The sequence below is a fragment of the Kitasatospora sp. NPDC022785 genome (assembly GCF_055561295.1).
The window spans coordinates 1-24,552 of sequence record NZ_JBVHHB010000033.1; the positions used below are offsets into that span (position 1 = coordinate 1).

General features: G+C 74.9%; 21 protein-coding genes and 2 pseudogenes. 13 read left to right on the forward strand and 10 right to left on the reverse strand.

Annotated features, from left to right (window positions below; all coding sequences use genetic code 11):
* From ACZ3YO_RS35080 to ACZ3YO_RS35105, 6 genes and pseudogenes are all read left to right on the forward strand, one after another.
* A pseudogene (locus ACZ3YO_RS35080) lies at nt 1-200 on the forward strand (electron transfer flavoprotein subunit beta); the annotation flags it as partial.
* 45 nt (nt 201-245) lie between these two features.
* Nucleotides 246-1,208, forward strand: a complete 963-nt coding sequence (locus tag ACZ3YO_RS35085; protein WP_465577672.1) for an electron transfer flavoprotein subunit alpha/FixB family protein — start codon at nt 246-248, stop codon at nt 1,206-1,208.
* A 211-nt stretch (nt 1,209-1,419) separates the two neighbouring features.
* Entirely contained in the window at nt 1,420-2,841 is a 1,422-nt protein-coding gene (locus ACZ3YO_RS35090) for an acyl-CoA synthetase (protein ID WP_465577674.1), read from the forward strand.
* 261 nt (nt 2,842-3,102) lie between these two features.
* Nucleotides 3,103-4,140 (forward strand): C40 family peptidase, encoded by a 1,038-nt coding sequence (locus tag ACZ3YO_RS35095; protein WP_465577676.1) that lies wholly within the window; start codon nt 3,103-3,105, stop codon nt 4,138-4,140.
* 430 nt (nt 4,141-4,570) lie between these two features.
* Entirely contained in the window at nt 4,571-5,638 is a 1,068-nt protein-coding gene (locus ACZ3YO_RS35100; RefSeq protein ID WP_396324806.1) for an NUDIX hydrolase, read from the forward strand.
* A gap of 131 nt (nt 5,639-5,769) precedes the next feature.
* Entirely contained in the window at nt 5,770-6,603 is an 834-nt protein-coding gene (locus ACZ3YO_RS35105; RefSeq protein ID WP_465577678.1) for a DUF4184 family protein, read from the forward strand.
* Nucleotides 6,604-6,616: 13 nt separating this feature from the next.
* On the opposite strand, the gene ACZ3YO_RS35110 is transcribed toward ACZ3YO_RS35105, so the two are convergent.
* Complete coding sequence (locus ACZ3YO_RS35110) at nt 6,617-7,984, reverse strand: M20/M25/M40 family metallo-hydrolase (RefSeq protein ID WP_465577680.1); 1,368 nt, start codon at nt 7,982-7,984, stop codon at nt 6,617-6,619.
* Nucleotides 7,985-8,155: 171 nt separating this feature from the next.
* On the opposite strand from ACZ3YO_RS35110, the gene ACZ3YO_RS35115 reads away from it, so the two are divergent.
* On the forward strand, nt 8,156-9,448 hold the full coding sequence (locus ACZ3YO_RS35115; protein ID WP_465577682.1) for a geranylgeranyl reductase family protein: 1,293 nt from the start codon (nt 8,156-8,158) through the stop codon (nt 9,446-9,448).
* Nucleotides 9,449-9,498: 50 nt separating this feature from the next.
* Here ACZ3YO_RS35115 and ACZ3YO_RS35120 read toward each other — a convergent pair.
* Nucleotides 9,499-10,620 (reverse strand): annotated as a pseudogene (locus ACZ3YO_RS35120) (fibronectin type III domain-containing protein); the annotation flags it as partial.
* A gap of 224 nt (nt 10,621-10,844) precedes the next feature.
* The gene (locus ACZ3YO_RS35125) at nt 10,845-11,837 is read right to left on the reverse strand and encodes an ArsR/SmtB family transcription factor (RefSeq protein WP_465577684.1); all 993 of its coding nucleotides are present in this window, start codon (nt 11,835-11,837) and stop codon (nt 10,845-10,847) included.
* A gap of 82 nt (nt 11,838-11,919) precedes the next feature.
* On the opposite strand from ACZ3YO_RS35125, the gene ACZ3YO_RS35130 reads away from it, so the two are divergent.
* Nucleotides 11,920-13,353 (forward strand): MFS transporter, encoded by a 1,434-nt coding sequence (locus tag ACZ3YO_RS35130; RefSeq protein WP_465577686.1) that lies wholly within the window; start codon nt 11,920-11,922, stop codon nt 13,351-13,353.
* A 30-nt stretch (nt 13,354-13,383) separates the two neighbouring features.
* Here the strand turns inward: ACZ3YO_RS35130 and ACZ3YO_RS35135 are convergent, their stop codons facing one another.
* Both ACZ3YO_RS35135 and ACZ3YO_RS35140 read right to left on the reverse strand, forming a co-directional pair.
* On the reverse strand, nt 13,384-13,800 hold the full coding sequence (locus tag ACZ3YO_RS35135; RefSeq protein ID WP_396324814.1) for a RidA family protein: 417 nt from the start codon (nt 13,798-13,800) through the stop codon (nt 13,384-13,386).
* Nucleotides 13,801-13,858: 58 nt separating this feature from the next.
* Nucleotides 13,859-14,656 (reverse strand): ATP-grasp domain-containing protein, encoded by a 798-nt coding sequence (locus ACZ3YO_RS35140; protein ID WP_465577688.1) that lies wholly within the window; start codon nt 14,654-14,656, stop codon nt 13,859-13,861.
* A gap of 188 nt (nt 14,657-14,844) precedes the next feature.
* Between ACZ3YO_RS35140 and ACZ3YO_RS35145 the strand changes: the two genes are divergently transcribed.
* The gene (locus ACZ3YO_RS35145) at nt 14,845-15,618 is read left to right on the forward strand and encodes an enoyl-CoA hydratase family protein (protein WP_465551117.1); all 774 of its coding nucleotides are present in this window, start codon (nt 14,845-14,847) and stop codon (nt 15,616-15,618) included.
* A 163-nt stretch (nt 15,619-15,781) separates the two neighbouring features.
* Nucleotides 15,782-16,540 (forward strand): acyltransferase, encoded by a 759-nt coding sequence (locus ACZ3YO_RS35150; protein WP_465577690.1) that lies wholly within the window; start codon nt 15,782-15,784, stop codon nt 16,538-16,540.
* A gap of 168 nt (nt 16,541-16,708) precedes the next feature.
* Here ACZ3YO_RS35150 and ACZ3YO_RS35155 read toward each other — a convergent pair whose 3' ends face one another.
* Nucleotides 16,709-17,926 carry a PucR family transcriptional regulator gene (locus tag ACZ3YO_RS35155; RefSeq protein ID WP_465577692.1) on the reverse strand — a complete coding sequence of 406 codons (1,218 nt, stop codon included), beginning with the start codon at nt 17,924-17,926 and terminating at the stop codon, nt 16,709-16,711.
* 261 nt (nt 17,927-18,187) lie between these two features.
* Here ACZ3YO_RS35155 and ACZ3YO_RS35160 point away from each other — a divergent pair, with 261 nt between their 5' ends.
* Nucleotides 18,188-19,099 carry an esterase/lipase family protein gene (locus ACZ3YO_RS35160; RefSeq protein WP_465577813.1) on the forward strand — a complete coding sequence of 304 codons (912 nt, stop codon included), beginning with the start codon at nt 18,188-18,190 and terminating at the stop codon, nt 19,097-19,099.
* Nucleotides 19,100-19,189: 90 nt separating this feature from the next.
* Here the strand turns inward: ACZ3YO_RS35160 and ACZ3YO_RS35165 are convergent, their stop codons facing one another.
* The 3 genes from ACZ3YO_RS35165 to ACZ3YO_RS35175 all read right to left on the reverse strand — a co-directional run bounded on the left by ACZ3YO_RS35165 (nt 19,190) and on the right by ACZ3YO_RS35175 (nt 21,318).
* Nucleotides 19,190-19,768 (reverse strand): HutD/Ves family protein, encoded by a 579-nt coding sequence (locus ACZ3YO_RS35165; RefSeq protein ID WP_465577694.1) that lies wholly within the window; start codon nt 19,766-19,768, stop codon nt 19,190-19,192.
* Between the two features lie 32 nt (nt 19,769-19,800).
* On the reverse strand, nt 19,801-19,944 hold the full coding sequence (locus ACZ3YO_RS35170; RefSeq protein WP_465577696.1) for a hypothetical protein: 144 nt from the start codon (nt 19,942-19,944) through the stop codon (nt 19,801-19,803).
* An 84-nt stretch (nt 19,945-20,028) separates the two neighbouring features.
* On the reverse strand, nt 20,029-21,318 hold the full coding sequence (locus tag ACZ3YO_RS35175) for an MFS transporter (RefSeq protein WP_465577698.1): 1,290 nt from the start codon (nt 21,316-21,318) through the stop codon (nt 20,029-20,031).
* A gap of 146 nt (nt 21,319-21,464) precedes the next feature.
* Between ACZ3YO_RS35175 and ACZ3YO_RS35180 the strand changes: the two genes are divergently transcribed.
* Together ACZ3YO_RS35180 and ACZ3YO_RS35185 are read left to right on the forward strand one after the other, a co-directional pair.
* Nucleotides 21,465-22,646 carry an ROK family protein gene (locus tag ACZ3YO_RS35180; protein ID WP_465577815.1) on the forward strand — a complete coding sequence of 394 codons (1,182 nt, stop codon included), beginning with the start codon at nt 21,465-21,467 and terminating at the stop codon, nt 22,644-22,646.
* 212 nt (nt 22,647-22,858) lie between these two features.
* Nucleotides 22,859-23,992, forward strand: a complete 1,134-nt coding sequence (locus tag ACZ3YO_RS35185; RefSeq protein ID WP_465577700.1) for a PLP-dependent cysteine synthase family protein — start codon at nt 22,859-22,861, stop codon at nt 23,990-23,992.
* A 22-nt stretch (nt 23,993-24,014) separates the two neighbouring features.
* Here the strand turns inward: ACZ3YO_RS35185 and ACZ3YO_RS35190 are convergent, their stop codons facing one another.
* Nucleotides 24,015-24,494, reverse strand: a complete 480-nt coding sequence (locus ACZ3YO_RS35190) for a DUF4267 domain-containing protein (protein ID WP_465577702.1) — start codon at nt 24,492-24,494, stop codon at nt 24,015-24,017.
* Nucleotides 24,495-24,552: the final 58 nt, after the last annotated feature.

A 24,552-nucleotide genomic window follows, 5' to 3' on the forward strand; every position in this document is an offset into this window, starting at 1 on the left:
CGGCGAAGAAGAAGCCGGTCGCGTCGCTGGACCTGGACGACCTGGGGATCGAGGCCGGCGAGGTCGGTCTGGCGGGGTCGTGGACGGCGGTCGAGTCGGTGGCGGCGCGTCCGGCGCGGACCGCGGGCACGGTCGTCAAGGACGAGGGCGAGGGCGGCAAGCAGCTCGCCGCCTTCCTCGCCGACCAGAAGTTCATCTAATCCCACGCGTTCGCGTTTCCAACGATCGATCAGGAGCAACGAATCATGGCTGAGATCCTGGTTCTCGTGGACCACGCCGACGGTGTGGTCCGCAAGCCGGCCCTGGAACTGCTGACCCTGGCCCGCCGGATCGGCGAGCCGTCGGCCGTCGTCCTGGGTGCCGGTGCCGCCGCCGCCGACATCGCCGCCAAGGTCGGCGAGTTCGGTGCGGCCAAGGTGTACGTCGCCGACGGCGCCGAGTTCGCCGACCAGCTGGTCGTCCCCAAGGTCGACGCGCTGGCCCAGATCGCCAAGGCCACCGAGGCCGCCGCGGTGCTGGTCACCTCCTCCGGTGAGGGCAAGGAGGTCGCCGCCCGCGTCGCGCTGCGCCTCGACTCCGGCATCATCACCGACGCCGTCGACCTGGAGGCCGGCGCGGACGGCCCGGTCGCCACCCAGTCGGTGTTCGCCGCGTCCTTCCAGGTGAAGTCCAGGGTGTCGCACGGCGCCCCGGTCATCACCGTCAAGCCGAACGCCGTCGCCCCCGAGGCCGCTCCGGCCGCCGGCGCCGTCGAGAACGTCACCGTCGCCTTCACCGGCAACGCCGCCAAGGTCACCTCGCGCACCCCGCGGGTCTCCACCGGCCGCCCCGAGCTGACCGAGGCCGCCATCGTGGTCTCCGGCGGCCGCGGCGTCGGTGCCGCCGAGGGCTTCGGCGTGGTCGAGGAGCTCGCGGACGCGCTCGGCGCGGCCGTCGGCGCCTCGCGCGCCGCCGTCGACGCCGGCTGGTACCCGCACAGCAACCAGGTCGGCCAGACCGGCAAGCAGGTCTCCCCGCAGCTCTACATCGCGGCCGGCATCTCCGGCGCGATCCAGCACCGGGCCGGCATGCAGACCTCGAAGACCATCGTGGCCGTCAACAAGGACGCCGAGGCCCCGATCTTCGAGCTGGTCGACTACGGCGTGGTGGGCGACCTCTTCGAGGTGCTGCCGCAGCTCACCGGCGAGGTGAAGGCCCGCAAGGGCTGATCCGCCGCGTGCGTCACAACCGCAGGGCGCGTCCGGGACCTCCCGGGCGCGCCCTGCGGTCTTGCCGGGGTCTGCCGCCCGGCCCGTAGAGTCGGCCCCACGACCGGCCACGACACGACCGGCCATGACACGGCCGGCGGGGACGGGGCCGGCCACGACAGGGCCGGCAAGGACAGGGCCGCACACCGTGAGCAAGGGCGAGGGCAGAGGCATGACACTCCTGACGGCACTTCAGGGCGACTTCGGCGATTCCGGTGACGCGCTGCGGATCGACGGCCGCGAGCTCTCCCGCGAGGAGCTGCTCGGCGCGGCGACCGCGGTGGCCGACCGGGTGACGGGCGCCCCCGCCCTGGCGGTGCTGGCCCGGCCCACCGCCGAGACCGTCGCGGCCGTGGTCGGCGGGCTGCTGGCCGGCGTGCCCGTGGTACCGCTGCCGCCCGACTCCGGCCCCAAGGAGCGCGCGCACATCCTGCGCGACTCGGGTGCGGCCCTGCTCGCGCACGCGGCCGCGGACACGGTGCCGCAGGACGCCGGGGTGGCGGCGCTGCCGGTCGACCTGACGGAGCGTTCCGCCACCACCTACGCCGAGCCCGCGGCGGACGCCACCGCGTTCGTGCTCTACACCTCGGGCACCACCGGCGCGCCCAAGGGGGCGATGATCCACCGCTCGGCCGTCGCCGCCGACCTGGACGCGCTCGCCGAGGCCTGGGCGTGGACCGCCGACGACACCCTCGCGCACGGACTGCCGCTCTTCCACGTGCACGGTCTGGTGCTCGGCGTGCTCGGCGCCCTGCGCACCGGCAGCCGGCTGGTGCACACCGGGCGGCCCACCCCGGCGGGGTACGCGGCCGCCGGCGGCAGCCTGTACTTCGGCGTGCCGACCGTCTGGTCCCGGCTGGCCGCCGACCCGGAGGCCGCCGGGCAGCTGGCCTCGGCCCGGCTGCTGGTCTCCGGCAGCGCCCCGCTGCCCGTGCCGGTCTTCGGGAAGCTGACCGCGCTGACCGGCCACGCCCCGATCGAGCGGTACGGCATGACCGAGTCCCTGATCACCGTCTCCACCCGGGCGGACGGCGAGCGCCGCCCCGGCAGCGTCGGCCTGCCCGTGGCCGGCGTGCGGACCAGGCTGGTCGGCGAGGACGGCGAGCCCGTCGCGTCCGACGGCGAGAGCGTCGGCGAGCTGCAGATCGCCGGGCCGACCCTGTTCGCCGGCTACCTCAACCGGCCGGACGCCAACGCCGAGTCGTGGACGGCGGACGGCTGGTTCCGCACCGGCGACGTCGCGGTGATCGGCGAGGACGGGTTCCACCGGATCGTCGGGCGGGCCTCGGTCGACCTGATCAAGAGCGGCGGGTACCGGATCGGCGCCGGCGAGGTGGAGGCCGCGCTGCGCGACCATCCGGCGGTCGCGGACGCCGCCGTGGTGGGAGCTCCCGACGACGACCTCGGCCAGGCGGTGGTCGCCTACGTCATCCCGGACGGCGCGGTGACGGGGGAACAGCTGACGGCGTTCGTGGCGGAGCGGCTCTCGGTGCACAAGCGGCCCCGGAAGGTCGTGCTGGTGCCCGAACTGCCCAGGAACGCCATGGGAAAGGTGCTGAAGAAGCAGCTGCTGGCGGAGTCGGCACACGGGTGACGGGAGGTCACCCCGTGGTCGTCCGGACGGTCGTCCGGTGACGGACGCTCACCTGATCGACCGTCTCCCTGCTCACCATCCGTGAACCCTTCCTTTGGCGCACTCCACTGCGCGCCGTGAGCGGACGCGTGCCTACCGTGACACGCAGGCAGAACCGAATCCCTGGACGACATGCGGCGGCTTCCGGTCGCAGGACCGGAAGCCGTGGCATGTCGGCCGGGGGGTCTCTGCAGTTCCCGCTCAGCAAAGGAAGACAGCAGGATGACGACCGTCAACACCGGCGCACCGGGCGCCGCCGACGACCCGACCGGGCAGCACGCCACCACCGACGCGCGGCCCCGTGCCGCCCGTCCCTCCCGGGCGGGGCGGGTCCGCCGGGGGATAGGCATGGTGGCCGTGATCGCGGCCGGAGCCGGCGTGATCGGCCTCGGCACCAGCGTGGGCAGCGCAGCCGCCGAGCCCGCGCCGGCCCACGCCGGCTGGGACGGCTCGCGGTACTGGTTCAAGAACGGCCAGGGCCAGTGGCGCTGGACCACGCACTACGACGTCTACCAGGCCCGCACCGGGGGCTCGTCGTCCTCGGCGGCCTCGACCTCCTCGGGCTCCTCGTCCGGTGGGATCAGGCAGGGCTGGGACGGCTCGCGGTACTGGTTCAAGAACAGCAAGGGCGAGTGGCGCTGGACCACGCACTACGACGTCTACCTCGACCGGACCGGGGGCTCGTCGTCCTCGGCGGCCTCGACCTCCTCGGCGTCCTCGTCCGGTGGGATCAAGCAGGGCTGGGACGGCTCGCGGTACTGGTTCAAGAACAGCAAGGGCGAGTGGCGCTGGACCACGCACTACGACGTCTACCTCGACCGGACCGGCGGCGGGTCGTCGTCGGGCTCGGGCTCCTCGACCTCGGCGTCCGCGGACTCCGCGGCGCCCGCGGCGGACGGGGACGTCGAGACGGCCGTGCTGTTCGCGCTCGCCCAGCTCGGCAAGCCGTTCATCACGGCCGGCAACGGGCCGGACGGCTACGACTGCTCGGGCCTGGTCCAGCAGGCCTTCCGGCGCGGCGGGATCGACCTGCCGCGGGTGGCCAACGACCAGTACGCGGCGACCACGCCGGTCCGCGCCAGCGAGCTCCGGCGCGGCGACCTGCTCTTCTGGTCGACCGACGGTACCGCCCGGGGCATCCAGCACGTGGCGATCTACCTGGGGAACAACCAGTACGTGGAGGCCGCCCGGCCGGGCACCAACATCCGCATCTCCGGCATCAGCAGCGGCTACTACCCCACCCACATGGGCCGGCCCTGAGGCCTGCGCCCGCCGGTGCCACGCCCGGGCCGGTCGGGAGGCACATCGCCTCCCGACCGGCCCGGGCGTTCGGTGTGAGGGTTCGGGGTGGGCGGTGCGCAGGAAGTCGGACGGGCCGACCTCCTGCGCGGAGGGGTCGGGTACGGAGGGGGCGCGCAGGGCGCAGAGGGAGCGCGTACGGAGCGGGTGAACGCCGGTGATCGGGGGCGTGCGGACCGGCGGTCGCGAGGGTGTGCGGCGGGTAGGGTAGGCCGCCTGGCCTGGGCACATGCCGCTGTCACGGGGCGGGGCACAGTTCGGCGGGAGGGCCCGCTTCCGAGGCATGGGGACCGGCGCGGCGGGGGTACCACCTCGGGTGGCGCCGGCACGGCTGACGGGGGCGCCGCCCGGTGCGAACGGTACCGGGGGAAGTCGAGGGGCAGGGGACGTTGTGATCGTCTGGGTCAATGGCACGTTCGGCGCGGGCAAGACGAGTGCCTGTCGTGAATTGGTGGAGCTGCTGCCCGGCAGCATGCTGTTCGACCCGGAGCTGATCGGGTTCGGGCTGCGCGGGATGCTGCCGGCCGACCGGCTGGCGACGGTGTCGGACTTCCAGGACCTGCCGGCCTGGCGCCGGCTCGTCCCCGAGACGGCGGCCGCGCTGCTCGGCGAGGTGCCGGGCCCGCTGGTCGTCCCGATGACGCTGCTGCGGGAGGAGTACCGGGACGAGATCTTCGGTGCGCTCGCCTCGAACGGCATCACGGTGCACCATCTCGTGCTGGACCCTGAAGAAACGATCCTGCGAGAGCGGATATCCCGGCGCGAGGAGGTCCCCGGCGATCCGGAGCACAGCGCGCGCATCCGGCAGTGGTGCCTGGAGCAGGTGCCCCGCTACCTGACCGCCCGCCGCTGGCTCGGCCGAGACGCCCGGCTGGTCGACAACGGCACCCTGACCCCGCGCGAGACCGCCGCCCGGCTCGCCCAGCTGGTCCGGGACGGCTCCGCCCGCTGTCCGATCGTGCAGACCCCCGACCCGACCGGCGACACCGTGGCCTCCGCCGTCCTCTTCTTCGACGAGCAGGACCGGGTCCTGCTCGTCGACCCGGTCTACAAGCCGGACTGGGAGTTCCCCGGCGGCGTGGTCGAGCGCGGCGAGGCGCCGACCGACGCCGCCCTGCGGGAGACCGCCGAGGAGCTGGGGCTGCGCCTCGACCCGGCCGCGCTGCGCCTGCTCGCGGTCGACTGGGAACCGCGCACCGGCCCGCGCCGCGGCGGCCTGCGGCTGGTGTACGACGGCGGGCTGCTGGACGCCGACGCCCGCCAGAGCCTGCTGCTCCCGCAGGAGGAGCTGCGCGGCTGGCGCTTCGTCAGCCTGGAGGAGGCCGCCGGCCTGCTGCCGCCGGGCCGCTACCGCCGGCTCGCCGCCGCGCTGGACGCCCGGCGCAGCGGTGAGCTGCGGTACCTGGAGGCCGGGCGGCGGGCCGCCCTGGGCCTGGCGAGAGCGGCCGACGCGGCGTAGCGGCGGGGGCGGGGCGGGCGGTGCGGGGGCCGGACCGGTCCGGGGTGGCGGCCCCGGGCTGGTTGTGGCGCGGCGGCCGGGGGATGCCCGGGCAGGCCGCACCGGTGGACCGGTGACGGCAGGATAGGGGCATGCCGTTCACCTTGAGCCATCCGGCGGCCGTCCTGCCCCTGCTGCGCGCGGCGGGGGCGCGCGGGCCGCTGGTCGCCTCGGCGTTGGTCGCCGGGTCGATGGCGCCCGATGTGCCGTTCTTCGCGGATTCGCTGCTGCCCGGCCTCTACGGGCAGGGCTGGCTGACCCATCAGTGGTGGGCGGTGCCGACGGTGGACGTGGCGATCGCGGGCGTGCTGGTGGCGGGGTGGCACGGGCTGGTGCGCGGGCCGCTGGTGGGGTTGCTGCCCGACCGGTGGGCGGGTGCGGCCGAGGCGCTGACGGCCCGTCGGGGCGGTGCCACGAGGGCGGGCGGCGTCGTGGACGCGGCCTGGTTCGCCGGTTCGGCGGCACTGGGCGCGGCCACCCACGTCGGCTGGGACGCCTTCACCCACGAGGGCCGGCTGGGTGTCACGCTGCTGCCGGTGCTGGACCGGACGGTCGCCGGGCTGCCGCTGTACACCGTGCTGCAGTACGGCAGTTCCGCGCTGGCGCTGGCCGCCCTGGCCGGGCACCTGGGGCGGGCGGCCCGGGCGGTGGAGCCGGTCCGGCCGCAGGTGGTGCTCCCCGCGGGGGTGCGGCGGACGGCCGTCGTGGCGCTAAGTGCGGCGATGGCGGCCGGGGTGGTGCACCGGCTCGCGCCGCTTCGACGGAACCTGATCCCCGAGTTCTGCTTCGGGGCCGGAGCGGGCCTCGCGGTAGGCGCCGTCGGCTACGCGCTGGTGCACGCCGCCGCACGGCGGCTGGGGAGGTGGGGCGGCACCCGCTCGGGCGATCGCGATCGCGAGCGCGAGCACGAGCGGGTGCCGGTGTGACCGCCGGGCGGCCTCAGGCCTTGCGCAGCTCCGCGTAGCGGCGCAGGAAGAGCGCCTCGGTGAGCGCCATCCGCTCCAGCTCCAGCGGGTCGACGCTCTCGTTGACGGCGTGGATCTGCGTGGTCGGCTCCTCGACGCCGATCAGCACGATCTCGGCCTGCGGGTAGAGCGAGCGCAGCGTGTTGCAGAGCGGGATCGAGCCGCCCTCGCCGGACGCGACCATCGCGGTGCCGAAGGCCTCGGCCATCGCCTCGCCCATCGCCTCGTACGCCGGGCCGGAGGTGTCCGCGCTGAAGGGCGCGCCGTTGCCCTGCCGCTCGATCCGGATCTGCGCGCCGAACGGCACCTGGGCCTCCAGGTGGGCGACCAGCGCGTCCTGCGCGGCGGCGGTGTCGGTGCCCGGCGGCACCCGCAGGCTGACCAGTGCCTTGGCGGCGGCCTGGACGGAGGAGGTCGCGCCGATCACCGGCGGGGCGTCGATGCCGAGGACGGTGACCGACGGACGGGCCCAGAGCCGGTCGGCGACGGTGCCGGTGCCGGTCAGCGCGACGCCGTCGAGCACCTTGGCGTCGGCCCGGAACTGCTCGTCCGCGTACTGCACGCCGGACCACGTCTGGTCGCTGACCAGCCCGGCCACCGCGACGTCGCCGTGCTCGTCGTGCAGCGAGGCCAGGACCTTCACCAGGGCCTGCAGGGCGTCCGGGGCGGCGCCGCCGAAGGCACCGGAGTGCAGGTTGCCGGCGAGCGTGGTGACCGCCACCTCGACCACCGTCATGCCGCGCAGCGAGGCGGTGACGGTGGGCAGGCCGGCCGCGAAGTTGCCGGTGTCGCCGATCACGATGGCGTCGGCGGCGAGCAGCTCGGGGTGCGCCTCGGCGTACCGCTCCAGGCCGCCGGTGCCCTGCTCCTCCGAGCCCTCGACGATGATCTTCAGTCCTACCGGGTAGGCGTCCCCGTACACCTCGCGCAACGCCCGAAGGGCCGTCAGGTGCATCAGGATGTTGCCCTTGCAGTCGGCGGCGCCGCGCCCGTACCAGCGGCCGTCGCGCTCGGTCAGCTCGAAGGCGGGGCTCAGCCAGGCGGACTCGTCGAGTGGGGGCTGCACGTCGTAGTGGGAGTAGAGCAGCACGGTCGGTGCGCCGGCCGGGCCGGGCAGCTCGGCGTAGACGGACTGGGTGCCGTCCGGGGTGTCCAGCAGCTGCACGTTCGTCAGGCCCTCGGCGGCGAAGGCGTCGGCGACCCAGCGGGCGGCCTTCTCGCACTCCTCGACCGGGAACTGGCGCGGGTCGGCGACCGAGGGGAAGGCGACCAGCTCGGCGAGGTCGGTGCGGGCACGGTCCATCAGGGACCGGACGGCGTCGGCCAGGGGCTGCTGCGGCATGCGGATGCTCCGGGAGGGCTGGTCCGTCCGGGGGGGATGGTCCGGGCGGACGGTGCTGACGGGGATACCGCCGATCATAGGCCGAGTCGAACGGGCGGCCCCGGGGGTCCCGCGGACGCTCGGGGCGGCGCGGCGGGCTCCGGCTCACCCGGCCGCATAGGATTGCTCGACGTGACTGACTCCGGAAGCTCCGATTCCCGTAGCCCGCTCGACGCCGCGGCGTCCGGACAGCCGTTCGAGCGGCAGTCCCACGAGCCGCAGCCCGACCGGGCGGCGCCCGGGACCGACCGCCTCGACGGCGTCTGGGACGTCGTCGTGGTCGGTGCCGGACCGGCCGGGTCCTCGGCCGCGCACGCCGCCGCCTCGCAGGGCCGCCGGGTGCTGCTGCTCGACAAGGCCGAACACCCCCGCTACAAGACCTGCGGCGGCGGCATCATCGGCCCCTCCCGGGACAGCCTGCCGCCGGACTTCCGGCTGCCGCTACAGGACCGGGTGCACGCCGTCACCTTCGCGTACGGCGGGCGGTTCACCCGGACGCGGCGCTCGAAGCGGATGCTGTTCGGGCTGGTCAACCGGGACGAGTTCGATCTGCGCCTGGTGCAGGCGGCCAAGCAGGCCGGCGCCGTGCTGGTCACCGGAGTGACCGTCACGGGCGTGGAGCAGCGCGGCGGCGAGCACCGGACGGCGGTCGTCACCGCCGCCGACGGCCGCACCTTCGAGGCGCGCGCGGTGGTCGGCGCGGACGGCAGCGCCGGCCGGATCGGCCGGCACGTCGGGGTCTCCTTCGACCAGATCGACCTCGGGCTGGAGGCGGAGATCCCCGTCCCGCCCTCGGTGGCGGCCGACTGGGCCGGCCGCATCCACCTCGACTGGGGGCCGCTGCCCGGCAGTTACGGCTGGGTCTTCCCCAAGACCGAGGCCGGCAGCCTCACCGTCGGGGTGATCTCGGCCCGCGGCGACGGTGAGCGGACCAAGCAGTACCTGGCCGACTACATCCGCCGGCTCGGCCTGGCCGGCTTCCCGCCGAGCGTGGAGTCCGGGCACCTGACCCGCTGCCGGGCCGAGGACTCGCCACTCTCCCGCGGCCGGGTGCTGGTCGCCGGCGACGCGGCCGGCCTGCTGGAACCGTGGACGCGCGAGGGCATCTCGTACGCGCTGCGCTCGGGCCGGCTGGCCGGCGAGTGGGCGGTCAAGGTGGCCGAGGCGGGCAACGCGGCGCAGGTGCGGCGCGAGGCGCTGAACTACGCGTTCGCCATCAAGGCCGGGCTGGGCGTGGAGATGCGGGCCGGCAAGCAGATGCTGGCCGCGTTCGAGCGCCGGCCGTACCTGTTCCACGCCGCGGTCTGCCTGGTCGCCCCGGCCTGGCGGGCGTTCGCCCGGACGACCCAGGGGCACACCACCTTCGCGCAGGTGCTGCGGCAGTACCGGGCGGCGCGGAAGCTGACGTCGCTGGCCTCGCGGTAGCGGTCTGCGCGGGGGCTCCCGAGGGCGTGCGGCCACGCTCTCGGGAGCCCGGTGTCGAGGTTCTTCACGAAGTACTGGCGGCCGTAGATGCCCCACTGGGTGAAGTAGCCGACCCGGGCGTACTTCCCGGCCCCGACCAGGTCCGCGGTGGTGACGGCGAGCGGCGCCGAGGCGGGCGAGGCGTTGTCGGCGCGGTCGCGGGCCTTCACGGTGAAGGTGTAACCGGTCGAGGGGGAGAGGCCGTTGACGGTCGCGGTCAGGGTCGTTCCGGTGACGGACCGGACCAGGGCGGCGCCCTGGTAGACGTCGTACGCGGCCACCCGGGTGTTGTCGGTGGCGGCGTTCCAGGCCAGCGTCACGTCGGAGGAGGTCACCGCCGTGGCACGGAGGTTGGTGGGAGCGGTGGGCGGCACCGGGTCGGTGGCCGGGTCGAAGGTCGAGGCGGTGACGGGTGCGCTCGGCGGGCCGGTGTTGCCCCGGGTGTCCTTGGCCCGGACGGTCAGGGTGTACGAGGTGGCCGGGGTGAGCCCGGTGACCACGGTGTCGGTGCCGGCGCCGGTGCCCACCACGGTGGCGCCGTTCAGCACCTCGTAGGAGGCGACGGGGAAGTCCCCGGCAGTGGCGGCCGACCACGTCAGCGCGAGGGTGTGCGCGGTCGCCCCGGTGACCACCGGCGTCCCGGGCGCCGACGGCAGGACGTCCGAACTCCCGTCGCACTTGGCGCCGTTGACCCGGCAGCCGGTCGGCGCGCCGATCGGGCCGCCGGCCACGAACCAGAAGCTGTACGGCTCCGTGGTGCTGTGCGCGGGGACGTTGGCGTTGTAGAACGCGTTGGCGGCGGTGACGTGCCGGCCGTTGACGGTGGCGGTGCCGTTGTAGCTGCTCTGGATCGTCACGCCGGCCGGCAGGTCGAACTCCAGCGTCCAGCCGGAGACGGCGGCGGCGTCGTCGTTGTGGACGATGTACGTGCCCTTCCACCAGGAGCCGTCGTCGGCGGTGGTGAAGGTGGCGGTGAGCCTGCCGGCCGCGTTCGCCGGGGTGGCCAGCGCGGTGAGCGCGGCCAGCGGGAGGAGCAGGGCGGAGAGCAGCGTCAGCAGTCTGCTGCGCGCTCGCGGGCGGCGGGCCCGGAGGCGGGCGGCCCGGGGGCGGGCGGCCCTGGATCGAGCGGACATGGTTCTCCCTGTGACTGTGGGGGTTGGACAGGGTGACGCAGAACCGTACGAGTGGTGCCCGGCCGTGCTGCGTGGCCGGTGGTGACGGCGCCCGGCCGGTGGTGCGTGGCCGACCGGTGCCCGCGCCGTGGGGATGCGGGGGCATGGGCACTGTAGGAGGACTGGGCCAATGCGTCAACAGGTCTGTACCACTGGGGAGTTGGGTCATCAGGGCCGGGGCGGCCCTACGCCCGCCGCGGGACGCCGCTCAGTTCGTCACCGAGCGGGCTGCGACTGTAGAGCACCGAGCGGCCGTGCCGGGCCCGGGTCACCAGGCCGGTGCGGTACAGCACCGCCAGGTGCTGGCTGATCGCACCCGGGGTGACCCCCAGCCGGTAGGCCAGGTCGGTGGTCGAGGCCGGTTCGGCCAGCACCGCGAGCAGCCGGGCCTTCGGGGCGCCGAGCAGCTGCTCCAGCGCGCGCGGGGTGACCGGGGCCGGCCGGCCGGCCATCCCGCCCTGGCCGCGCGCCGGGTAACCGATCTGCGGTGCACGGTCGTTGCTGATCATCGTGACCGCCCCGCGGGCGAAGAAGGTCGGGGTCAGCACCAGCCCGCGCCCGTCCACGGTGATGTCGTGGTCCTGCGCCGACCAGCGGCGGTTGATCGAGAGCACGCCGTCCTCCCAGTACAGCCGGTGGTCCAGGTCGGCGAAGAGCGCCGCCGCGCCGTGCTGGGAGAGCACCCGCGCCCGGTACACGAGGTCCGCCTCCAGTACCGCGCGGGCCTGCGGCCACCAGGTGGGGGAGAGGCAGACCTCCCAGTACTCCTCCAGCGCGTCGGCGATCCGGGCCAGCAGCCGGGCCGGATCGGCCAGTCCGGCCGCCAGCGGAGCGGGCAGCGGTGCGCCCTGCGGCAGGAAGGTCTGCTCCAGCTCGGGGCGCAGCTGCTCCGGCGGCAGTGCGCGGACCACGGCCAGCTCGCTGCGGAAGTCGGCGGAGGGGGTGGCGGGGCGGGGCGTGAGGAAGTCCGGGATCCAGCGGTTCCCGGCGACCAGCGAGCGCAGCAGCGTGGAGTCCAGCCGTTCGAAGACCGGGCGCAGCCGCTCGAAGGCGGGGGCCTGCAACACGTAGACGCCCGGGTGGGTCCACATCCGCAGGCTGAGGGCGGCCTCCTGGATCGGCGAGCAGGCGAACCAGGTGGTGGCGAGGTCGGCCAGGCCGAGCCTGAACCTGTGCATGTCCCGCCCCCCGGTGGCTGCCACTTTTAGCCAGAGCCTAAATCAGTACTGCGGGGTGGGAGAACGGGGTGTGATCATCGGCATGACCACCTCACAGGCGGAGACCTCCGCACCCGACTCCGACCTGACCGGCGCCGGTGCGTCCGGCCCCGGGTCGCCCGGCGTCGCTTCGCCTGGCGCCGGTCCGTCCCGCGCCTCACGGCTGCTGCACCCCGATCCGATGGTGCGCCGGCTCGCGGGGCTCACCCTCGTCAACACCGTCGGCGGCGGGCTCTCGCTCGCCGTCGGCGTGCTCTTCTTCACCCGCGTCCTCGGGCTGAGCGCCACCCAGCTCGGATTCGGCCTCACCGCCGCCGGGCTCTGCGGGGTCGCCGCCAGCCTGCCGGCGGGCCGGGCCGCCGACCGGTGGGGTGCACAGCCGGTGTTGGTGGTGCTGGTCGCCGTGGACGCGGTGGGAACCGCCTGCTACGCCCTGGTGCACAGTTACCCGGCCTTTCTGGCGCTGGCCTGCGTCGTCACCGCCGTGGACCGGGGCTCGGCCGCCGTGCGCAACGCGCTCTACGCCGAGGTGCTGCCCGCCGACCGCCGGGTGGCCGGCCGGGCCTACCTGCGGGTGGTGACCAACGTCGGGATCTGTCTCGGCACGGGGATCGGCGCGATCGCGCTCCAGATCGACACCCGGCCGGCGTATCTGACGGCGATCCTGGCCGACGCCGCCTCGTACGCGGTGGTCGCGGTGCTGTTCCACCGGCTCCCGGACGCGCGGGCGGCGCGGAAGGCCGAGGCGGCGTCGGCAGGATCCGCGGTCGGATCTGCGGGCGGGCCGACCGAGGGGCCGGCTGAGGGGTCCGCGGCCGGGGCGTCGGCCCGGGCGGCGGAAGGCGAGGGCGTCGGGGGCGGACGGCGGCGCAACCCCGCACTGCGGGACGGGCCCTTCCTGGTGGTGACGGTGCTGAACGCGCTGCTCTGCCTGCAGTTCGCGATGCTGGAGGTCGGCGTGCCGCTCTGGATCGTCCACCACACCGACGCGCCCAGGATCACCGTGGCCGCCACCATGGTCGTCAACACCGTGCTGGTCATAGCCCTGCAGGTACGGGCCACCCGGGGCACCGAGGACCCGGCGACCGCCGCCCGGGTCTGCGGCCGGGCCGGACTGATCCTGGCCGCCTCCTGCCTGGTGCTCGCGCTCGCCCACGGCCTGCCCGCGGCCGTCGCCGCGGTGGTGGTGCTCTGCGGCGTCGCCCTGCAGGCGCTCGGCGAGGTGCTCAGCCAGGCCGGCGGCTGGGCGCTCAGCTACGACCTGGCCGGCGACCGCGACCACGGCGCCTACCAGGGCGTCTACAACGCCGGCAGCTCCGGCGCGATGATGATCGGGCCGGCCGTGGTCAGCAGCGCCGTCATCGCGCACGGCCTGATCGGCTGGTCCGTCCTCGGCGGGGTGCTCGCGGCGGCCGGGCTGGCCATGGGCCCCGCCGTCCGGTGGGCCCGGCGACGCGGCCGGGCCACCGGCGAGTAGGGCGGGGCCGACGGACAGCCGCCGGGCCTGTCAGGACTGGCCGGGGACCAGGGCGAGCGCCTCGATCTCGATCAGCACCTCGGGCAGGAACAGCGCGGCGACCTGCATCGCCGAGCTGGCGGGGAGCGGCGTGGAGCCGAAGTGCTCGTCCCGCGCCTCGCGTACGGCGGGCATGAACGCCATGTCGGTGACGAAGTAGGTGAGCTTGACGACGTCGGCGAAGCCGGCACCGGCGGCGGCCAGGCAGCGGCTCAGGTTCTCGAAGACCTGCCGCGCCTGCGCCTTCGGGTCGCCGGCGCCGACCAGCTGCCGCTGCTCGTCGAACGCGACCTGGCCGGAGACGGCGACCAGGCGGCCGGTGCCGGTGACGACCTGGGTGTAGCCGGTGCCGGGGGCGACCCCGGGCGGCTCGGTGATGTGGGTGAGGTGCGGGGTGCGGGAGCTCATGGCCCCCATCGTGGCCGACGAATGATCACCGCACCAGCGCCTTTCGCCGCCCGGCCGGTCAGTGGACCACCTCGGGCAGCTCGCGGCAGTACGGACGGTCGGCCGCGGGGAGGCCGGCGGCCGGGCCGCCGGCCCGCAGCACCACGTCCAGCACGGCGTCCGGGGCGCATGCGTAACCGCCGCTCGCCCAGGCCGCGTTGGCCTCGACCACCGCCCAGCGGCCGCCGTCCAGCGGGCCGACGTCGATCACGACGGCGCTCGGCAGCGTCCCGGCCGAGGCGGCGAGCACGTCCGCGGCGAAGGCGGTCACCTCGGCGCGGTACCGGTCCTCGTCGAGCGGCGCGACGTCGAGGTCACCGTCCACGGCGTAGCGCGAGGCGGTGCGCACCTCGCCGTCCAGGACGAACAGCCGGTACTCGCGGAGGAACCGGACCACCTCGCTGGCCAGCACCGGGGTGTCGTCCTCCAGCGCGTCCGGGCCGGGCAGGCCGGAGCCGTCCGGGTAGACCTTGGCCGGGAACAGCTTGTCGCCCGGCGGTTTGAGGAACATCGGGCGGCGCAGCCGGCGGGCCTCGGCCAGCGTGGTGAGGGAGAGCGGCCGGCCGGTCAGCTCCTGCGGCAGGAGGGCCGGCCAGTCGTCCGGCGGCTGCAGCAGGCCCAGGCCGAACGCGCCGCCGACCGCATCGCCGAACAGCGGGCCGCCGTAGACGTGCACGGACGCGCCGAGCAGCTCCGCCGGGGCGCGCCAGGCCGTCGCGGTGTGCGCGTGCAGGCCGCGGCGGCCTGCGGCGGTACGGAGCTGCAGACCGGTGTCGTTGATCCGGGGCGCGAGCAGGAGGACGGCGTCGGTGGTCATGCGCCGATGCTGCCGTGCCGGGAGGCGGGCCGACCACCGGTTTTCGGGGCGAAAGGGTGACGGGTCTCGCGGCGGGTGGCTCTGGCCGAGTGGCGGGTGGGCATGTCAGAGTCGTCCGGGCGCCGTCCGAGCAGGACCGACGTCTCGGCAATCCGACCCACCCTCAGCCGGAAAGCAGGCCCGCACCGATGACCCGCGAAGTGCCCTTCGTCCGCGTCACCACCACCGACGCCGTCACCACCCTCACCCTCGACTCGCCGCACAACCGCAACGCGCTCTCCACCCGGCTGATGGCCGAACTGACCGCCGGCCTGACCGCCGCCGCGGCCGACCCGGAGGTCCGCGCCGTCGTGCTCGGCCACACCGGCAAGGTGTTCTGCGCGGGCGCGGACCTCTCCGAGGCGACCGGTGCGGACCCGACCGTCGGCCCGCGCGGCCTGGTCGACCTCCAGCGGGCCATCGTCGACTGCGCGAAGCCGGTGATCGCCGTGATCGACGGGCACGTCCGGGCCGGCGGCCTCGGGCTGGTCGGCGCCGCCGACCTCGCGCTGGCCGGGCCGGCCGCCACCTTCGCGTTCACCGAGGTCCGGCTGGGCCTCGCGCCGGCAGTCATCTCGCTGCCGCTGCGCCCCAAGCTGGACCCGCGCGCCGCCTCCCGGTACTACCTGACGGGCGAGGTCTTCGACGCCGCCGAAGCCGCCCGGATCGGCCTGATCACCGAGGCGACGGACTCCGCGGAGTCCACCGGCACCGCGCTCAAGGGACTGCTGGACGCGCTGCGGCTCGGCTCGCCGCAGGGCCTCGCGCAGTCCAAGCGGCTGGCCAACGCCGAGGTGGTGCGTTCCTTCGAGCGGGACGCAGACGAGCTGGTCGAGCTGTCGGCCAGGCTGTTCGGCTCGGACGAGGCGCAGCAGGGCATGCGGGCCTTCCTGGAGAAGCGGCCGGCGCCCTGGGCCCGCTGAGGGGGGTGTGCGGCGCGGCGAGGTGAGGTGCTCGGTGATCTCCGTGGCGCACGAGCGTGGCACCCGCCGGCGGATTTCGGACGGGGTTCCGGGCCGGCCGGGCCGGGTGTGATGTTGGCCGCCTGCCCGGTGGCGGCGCCCTACGGACCGGTAACGTGGCCGCATGTCGATCACCCGTTCCCTGTTCTCCGCCGTCCGGTCCGGCGCTCGCCGCGCCGCCGGCCGCCTCGTTCACCGGGGCTGGCAGTGGGTGCAGCGGGCCGGTGCGGTGTCCAGCGAGAGCCCCGGGCCGTACCGGTTCGGCGAACTGGGCGCGGGGACGAAGCTGACCTTCCCGCTGGGCGCGGTGTTCAACGAGCAGTGGATCACGATCGGCCCGTTCTCGATCATCGGCGAGCGCGTCACCATCAGCGCCGGCTTCCTGCCCGGACTCGACCTCGGGCCCGAGCCGATCATCCGGATCGGCGGCGGCTGCGTGATCGGCCGCGACAGCCACATCGTCGGCCACCAGTCGATCATCCTCGGCGACGACGTCTGGACCGGCCCCGGCGTCTACATATCGGACCAGGCGCACGAATACCGCGCCACCGACCTGCCGATCGGCAAGCAGTGGCCGCGCAACGAGCCCGTCGAGATCGGCGCCGGCAGCTGGATCGGCACCGGCGCGGTGATCCTCCCCGGCGCCCGGCTCGGCCGCAACGTGGTGGTCGCGGCCGGCTCGGTGGTCCGCGGTGAGGTGCCCGACCACAGCGTCGTCGCCGGTGCGCCCGCGAAGATCGTCCGGCGCTGGACCGCCGAGGAGGGGTGGCAGCCGCCGTTCCGCCACGACCCGCCCAACCCGCTCGCCGACGACATCACCGCCGAGCAGCTGCGGGCGCTGGCGGGCTGGGACTTGAGGCTGCCGGGCGAGTCGGGGGCGTGAGGGGCCCGTCGGGGTCCTGAGCTGCCCGGGGCGGGTCGCTGCGGGGCCCGGCGGGCCGGGGCGAGCCGCTGCCGGGCCCCGCGGGCTGCTCGCGGTCGGCTGCTCGCGGGCGGAGGCGACAGCTCCGCACCCCGTTCTCTGCCCGCGGTGCTGGTGCCGGTGCCGGCGTCAGGCCGGCTCCTGGGTGCGCTCGGCGTCGTGGGCGGCGATGGCGGCGGTGATGCGCAGGAGGTCGGCGGGGCGGGTGGGGTCGAGGCCGGTGAGGACGGCGATGCGGCGCAGCCGGTAGTCGACGGTGTTCGGGTGCAGATGGAGGGCGCGAGCCGTGTGACGGCGGTTGAGGCCGCCGGCCAGGTGGGTGCGGAGGGTGGCGAGCAGGTCGCCGGAGCCCGCCAACGGCTCGATCAGGGAGGCGAGTCCGGACCGGGCGTGGCTGGGCCGGCTGAGCTGGTACTCCAGCAGGAGGTCGTCGAGCCGGTGCAGCCCGGGCGGGCGGCCGAAGGCCTGCGCGACGTCCAGCACCTCGTGGGCGAGCGCGGCCGCGCCCGGGACGCCGGCGGGGGTGGCCGCCGCGACGCCGGCCTGGACGGCGGCGCCCGCCGTGCGGGCCGCCCGGTGGACGGTGTCGGCGAGCTGCTGCCAGGTGGTGGCGGGGACGGCGTCCGGCCGGTGGTCGAGCGGGACGAGTGCCACACCGCCGGAGACGGTGAGCGAGGTGAGCGCCGACTGCCGGGTGCGGTGGTCGAGTTCGGCGCGGAGCCGGCGGAGTTTGCGGTGGCCGGCCACCGTCCGGTCGACGCCGGGCGCCCGTTCGTCGGGGTGGTCGGCGACGGCGAGGCAGAGCACGGCGTACGCGGGCGGGAGCCGGAGGCCGGCGCGGGCGGCGGCCTCGTCGGCGGGGGCGCCGTCGAGCAGCGCGGTGAGCAGGGCGTGCCGGGTGGCGTGCCGTTCGTCGGCGAGGCCGCGGTGCTCCTCGACGTAGCCGGCGCCGGCGGCGGAGGTGGCCTGGCGGAGCTGGTCGAGCAGGAGCCGGTTGAGGACGAGCAGGTCGGCGGCGTCGCCGTCCCGTGCCTGCCGGGTGACCAGCTCCCAGCAGACCTCCATGCCGAGGTGGTGGGCGAGCAGGACGGCGTCGAGCGGCAGCCCCTCCTCCGCCCGGCGGGCGGCGGCCTCCCGGACGGCGGCGAACTCGGCCTCGGGCGCGGGCAGTCCCGTGCGGACGGCCTGGGCGAGGGCGCGGATCCGGCGCTCGGTGACCTGGGCGAGTTCGCCGGTGACCTGTTCGCGCGGCAGCCGGCGGTAGGTCGGTACGCGTTCCAGCAGGGCGGCGATGACGGTCTCGACCAACTCCGGCACGGCGCCGAGCAGCCGTTGGTCGGCGGGCACTCCACCGATCACCGGGATCCGCCAACCGGGGGCGCAAGCGGGTGAATTGTGACTGGTCACAGAAAACACCGTCCAGGTCTGGGGGACACCCAAGGGCCGGGCCGGAGGGGCGACCGCATGATGGAGGCACTCGGGTTACCTGTTGGTAACAAACTTCCGCTGTGGAGGCAACAGTTGGGAACCCCACTTCTCCGCTTCTCCGCAAGACCGGTCCGCCGCAGGCTGCTCGGCACCCTCGGCCCGGCCCTGTTGGCCGGTGCGCTGCTCGCGGGCGGGCAGGCCGGTGCCGCGTACGCGGTTGCCGGGACGGACGCGGCCCCCACCGCGTCCGCCCCGTCGGTCCGGCTCCCGGAGGCACAGCCTTCCTCGGCCCAACTACCGCCGGACGGTGACACGGTGGCCTCGCCGCCGGGCGCCAACGACTGGTCCTGCAAGCCGACGGCCGCGCACCCCGACCCGGTGGTCCTGGTGCACGGCACCTTCGCCAACCGGTACGAGAACTGGCTCGCCCTCTCACCGTTGCTCAAGAGCAAGGGCTACTGCGTCTTCGCCCTGGACTACGGCACGGTGCCGGGCATCACCTCGTCCGGCAGCGGCCTGCTGCTTCCGATCGGCGGGCTCGGTCCGGCCGACCGGTCGGCGGCCCAACTCGGCCGCTTCGTCGACCTGGTGCGTGCGGCGACCGGCGCGGCCAAGGTCGACCTCGTCGGCCACTCGCAGGGCGGCATGCTCCCGAACTACTACCTGAAGTTCCTCGGGGGCGCGGCCAAGGTCGACAAGGTCGTCGGCCTGGCGCCGTCCAACCACGGGACCACGCTCGACGGCATCACCAAGCTGGCGCCGTACTTCCCCGGGGCCGCCGACCTGATCTACACCGCCTGCAACGCCTGCCGGGACCAGGCAGTGGGCTCCGCGTTCAACCAGAAGATGGCCTCGGTGCCGGACACCGTGCCGGGCGTCCGCTACACGGTGATCTCGACCGTGTACGACGAGGTGGTCACGCCGTACCGCACCCAGTTCCTCAGCGGTCCGAACGTGGACAACGTGGTCCTCCAGGACAGCTGCCCGGTCTCGCTCGCCGAGCATGTGGCGATCGCCTTCTCGCCGACCGCGCTGCACCTGGTCACCAACGCGCTCGACCCGGCGCACGCGACACCGGCGTTCTGCGGCTGATCCCCAGCCGCCGCGTTCGCTGCGTTCGCTGTGTCCGCGGAGTTCGCTGCACAGGAAGTCGGCCGGTCCGACGTCCTGTGCAGCGGCGTTTCAGGGGGTGGCCGTGTGGAAGGTGATCACGGCGGTCACGCCGTCGGGCCGCAGCTCGTACGTGCCCGGCCCGTCCAGCAGGGCGGCGTCGAAGCGGTCGAGGGCGGTGCCGTCCGCGAGGGCGGCGGTGCCGGCGAGGCAGAGCACGAGGGCGGTGGCGCCGGCCGGGACCTCCACCGGCCCGGGCGCGGTGACCAGGGCGAGGCCGGCGGTGGTGCGGCCGCGGCGGGTCATCACGTTGAAGTCCACCACCGGGCCGCCGAGCAGACGGCAGTCGGTGGCCGCGTCGCCGGAGAACGCGAACGGGCGGAACGGGGCGTCGACGCGGTGCTCGGCGCCGTCGACGGTCAGCGCCATCCCCGGGCCGTCGACCAGCGTGATCACCCGGTCGATTCCGGGGAACACCGAGAACGGCCCGGCGGAGGCGACATCCGCGAGGCTCACCCGCCAGTCGAAGGCGTCCAGCCCGGCTCCGGCCGGGAAGCCGGCGACCTCCCTGGTCACCCCGCCCCCGTTGAGCCACGCCGTCGCCGGGCGCTCGCCCGCCCGCAGTACCTGGATCCGCCCGCTGGTCGTCATGGCGGCATCCTGCCACGGGGCCGGGGGAGAGGTCAGAGCAGGACGACCTCGACCCGGCTCTCCCGCAGGATCTCCACCACGACGGGGAGGCGCGGCCGCCGCGTGCGGGCGAGGTCGGCACGGTGGCAGTGGAGGCTGTCTTCGCCGCAGGTCAGGCGGTACAGGGCTCCGTCCACCGTGCCAGGGTACGGGTGACGCTCCCCGGGGCCGGTGGTGAGGGGGCGTCAGCGGCCGTGCCGGGAGCGGCGCCGCGCGCTGTGTCAGCGGCGGGTGCGGACGGTGAGGGGGAGGAAGGCGGCCAGCGCGGCGGTCACCGCGACGGTGGTGAGGGCGAGCGGCAGGCCCACGGCGTCGGCGAGGAAGCCGATCACCGGTGGGCCGATCAGCATGCCGCCGTAGCCGAGGGTGGAGGCGAGGGCGACGCCCTGCGGGCCGCCGGTGGCGCCGGCCTGGGCGATGGCGAGCGGGAAGAGGTTGGCCAGGCCGAGGCCGACCAGGACGAAGCCGGTGAGGGCGAGCGGCACCGAGGGGGCGAGCGCGGCGAGCAGCATGCCGGCCGCGGCGGTGAGTCCGCCGAAGAGCATCAGCCGGGTCTGGCCGAAGCGGATGGAGAGCCAGGTGCCGGCGACCCGCCCGCTGGTCATCGCGAAGGCGTAGGCGGCGTACCCGGCGGCGGCCGTGCCGGCACCGGCGTGCACGTCGTCGGTGAGGTGCAGGGTGGTCCAGTCGGCGATGGCGCCCTCGCCGTAGGCGGTGCAGAGCGCGGTGAGCCCGAGCAGCAGCACGAGCAGCCGGGCGTGCGGCAGGCGGTTGTCCGGCGCGTCGGAGGAGGCCGACGGTGCCGGGGCGCGGCCGGGGGCGATCACCGGCGCGGCCGGGCCGCGGAGCAGGACGACACCCGCGGCCACGGTGACGGCGAGCCCGAGCAGGCCGCCCAGGGCGAGTGCCCAGGCGGTGGTGAGGGTGGTCGCGAGGAGGCCGCCGACGCCCGCGCCGAGCAGGCCGCCGAGGCTGTACCCGGCGTGGAAGCTGGGCATCACCGGGCGTCGCAGCTGCGCCACCAGGTCGACGGCGGCGCTGTTCATGGCGACGTTGGCCCCGCCGTACCCCGCGCCGAACAGCAGCAGGACGCCGCCGAGTGCCGCCACCGAGTGGGCGTGCGCGGGCAGCGGGACGGCGAGGCTGAGCAGGGCGAGCGAGCCGACGGTGACCGGCCGGGAGCCGTACCGGAGGCAGAGCCGGCCGACCAGCGGCATGGTGGCGACGGCGCCGGCCGAGACGCAGAGCAGGGCGAGCCCGAGTGCACTGTGCGAGGCGCTGACCTGGCTTCGGATGTCCGGGATACGGACGACCCAGGCGGCGAAGAGAAAGCCGTCGACGGCGAAGAAGGCGGTGAGCGCCAGGCGCGCGGCGCCCCAGGAGCCGCCGGTGGCGCCCCGTGGGGAGCCGTCGGCTCCCCGGGGGGTGTCGGAGAGGGCGGGTGTGCTGCGAGACTTGGGGGACGGCCGGTCGGTGCGGGCATGGTCTTGGATTTTGTTTCGGAGCGGCACAAAGTAACAATAGGGGCGTGCAGCTCACTCCTTCAAGTCCGAAGCCCTCGAGTCCGAAGCCCTCAGGACCGCGGCCCGGCGCTGAGGCCGACCACGACGCGCAGCGCGAAGCCCACCGTCGCGCCGCCCCCGATCGCGGCCGGACGCTGCTCGGCCCCGCGCTCGCGCTCATCCATACCGGCCAGACCCCGACCCGTTCGGCCCTCACCCGTGCGCTGGACGTCACCCGGGCCACCGCCGGCGCCGTCACCGCGGAGCTGGAGGCGCTCGGCCTGATCACCGTCGACTCCCGCCCGGCCGGCGGCGGACGCGGACGCCCCTCGCACCGGCTGGCCATCGACCCCGAGGGTCCGGTCGTCATCGCCGGGCAGATCCACGCCGACGGGCTGAGCGTCACCCTCGCCGGGCTCGGCGGACTGCTGGAACCGCCGGTCCACCGGCCGCTGCCCGCCGCCACCGACCCCGTCCGGATGCTGCGCGCCGTCGCCGAGGCCGGTGCCGAACTGGCCCGCAACAGCAGCCGCCGCTGCCTCGGCGCCGCCCTCGCCCTGCCCAACCCGGTCACCGAGCCCGACGGCACCGCGCTCGCCGCCCTGCACTTCGCCTGGCCCAGCGGCACGCCCGTCGCCGACCTGTACGACGTCGAGGTCGGCCGCGCCGACAACGGTCCGCGCGCGCTCGACCCGCTGCCCACGGCCATCGCCAACGACGCCAACCTGGGCGCGCTCGCCGAGTACCGGCACGGCGCCGGCCGCGGCGCCCGCCACCTGCTGCTGGTCACCTCCGGCCACCGCGGCGTCGGCGGCGCACTGGTCATCGACGGCCGGCTGCACACCGGCAGCGCCGGGCTCGCGCTGGAGGTCGGCCACCTGACCGTCGACCCGCAGGGCCGACCCTGCCAGTGCGGCAACCGGGGCTGCCTCAACTCCGAGACCGACCCGGACGCCCTGTTCGCCGCCGCCGGGCTCACCCCCGACCAGGACCGGCCGCTGCTCGACCAGGCCCGCGAACTCTGCCGTGCCGCCGCCACCGACGAGCGCGCCCGGGCCGCCGTCGAGCACGTCATCGACCGGCTCGGCCTCGGGCTGGCCGGCGTCGCCAACATCCTCAACCCCGACCGGGTGGTGCTCAGCGGGCTCCACCTCGACCTGCTGGAGGCCGCCCCCGAGCGGCTGCGCGCGGTGGTCGCCGAGCGCTGCCTCTGGGGGCGCAGCGGCCGGGTGCCGATCGTCGGCGCGGAGCTGGCGCACGGCGCGCTGGCCGGTGCGGCGGAGCTCGCCTGGCGGCCGTACCTGGCGGACCCGCAGTCGGTGGCGGCGGGGGTGTAGCCCGCGTCCATCCACGGAGGCGACCGGGGCGTGGTGTGGTGTGGCCACTTGGCGGCTCCGCGGTTCGACGGTTCCGCGGTTCGGTGGCCTGGGCGGCGGGGCGAGGACCGGCAGGGCGATAAGCGGAAGCTGGGGCTACGGAAACGGTTACTTATCGTGACTCTCGTACACTCGTAGTGAGCAATTCGGGGGGTCGAGCGAGGAGAGCAACCATGGGAAGCCAGCTGAGCGCCGAGCGGACGAGCACCGCGCGGACCGACGACGTCGACCGCTCCGACGCGGCCTACCGCAGCTGGCTCAAGGAGGCGGTGCGCAAGGTCCACGCCGACGCCAACCGCTCCGCCGACACCCACCTGCTGCGCTTCCCGCTCCCCGCCGACTGGGGCATCGACCTCTACCTCAAGGACGAGTCCACCCACCCCACCGGCTCGCTCAAGCACCGGCTGGCCCGTTCGCTCTTCCTGTACGGGCTCTGCAACGGCTGGATCCGCCCCGGCAAGCCGGTGATCGAGGCCTCCAGCGGCTCCACCGCCGTCTCCGAGGCGTACTTCGCGCAGCTCATCGGCGTGCCGTTCGTCGCGGTGATGGCCAAGTCCACCAGCCAGGCCAAGATCGACCTGATCCAGTTCCACGGCGGCGAGTGCCACCTGGTGGAGCGTTCGGACGAGGTGTACGAGGCGTCCGCCCGGCTCGCCGAGGAGACCGGCGGCCACTACATGGACCAGTTCACCTACGCGGAGCGGGCCACCGACTGGCGCGGCAACAACAACATCGCCGAGTCGGTCTTCGCCCAGCTGCGCCTGGAGCCGCACCCCGAACCGGCCTGGATCGTCGCCACGGCCGGGACGGGCGGCACCTCGGCGACCATCGCCCGGTTCGTCCACTACATGCAGTACGACACCCGGATCTGTGTCGCCGACCCGGAGAACTCCTGTTTCTTCGACGGCTGGGTCCAGCACGACCCGGAGGCGCTCTGTGACAGCGGCTCCCGGATCGAGGGGATCGGCCGGCCCCGGATGGAGCCGAGCTTCGTGCCCGGGGCGATCGACCGGATGATGAAGGTCCCGGACGCCGCGTCGATCGCCGCCGTGCGGGTGCTGGAGGACGTGCTCGGCAAGAAGGCCGGCGCCTCCACCGGGACGGGCCTGTGGGGAGCGCTGAAGATCGTCGCGCAGATGCGGGCGGCGGGGGAGCGCGGCAGCGTGGTCACCCTGATCTGCGACCCGGGTGACCGCTACCTCGACAAGTACTACTCGGACGACTGGCTGGCCGGCGAGCGGATCGACATCGCGCCGTACCGGGCCGGCCTGGAGTCCTTCCTGGCCGGCGGCTCCTGGTCGGGCTGACGCCGGCCACGGCCCGCTCGGGTCAGGCGCCGGGCCGGCGCTCGGTGAGGAACAGGGCGCCGGTCAGCGCGACGAGGACGGCCGTGGCGCCGTGGATGCCGTAGGCGGCGGCCGCCGAGCCGTGGTGGCTCAGCACGTTCAGCGCGTCGTCCAGCGGGACGAGCGCGTCGACCAGCAGGAGCATGCCCAGGGCGCGGCGGTGGCCGGTGGCGAGCAGGGCCAGGACGGCGATGCCCGAGGCGAGGTCGCGGATGCCCTTGACGTCGAAGAACGCGGCGGCCCCGCCGTGCGGCCACTCGGGCAGGCCGAAGCCGGTGACGGTGGTCTCGGGGGCGAACAGGTAGCTGACGCCGACGTATCCGATGCCGAGGGCGAGCAGGACGGCCAGGACGGTGGCGGTACTCTCGCGGGCGGTGCGGGCGGTGCGGGTAGTGCGCACGGGGCGGGTGCCGGTGGAGGCCGCGATGGTGGCGGCCGGGGCGACGGTGGTGGTGCCGGACATGGTGGATCCCCCTTGATGTGAACCGGAAGCCTGCGCCGCACTGCTTGCTAGCGCCGCT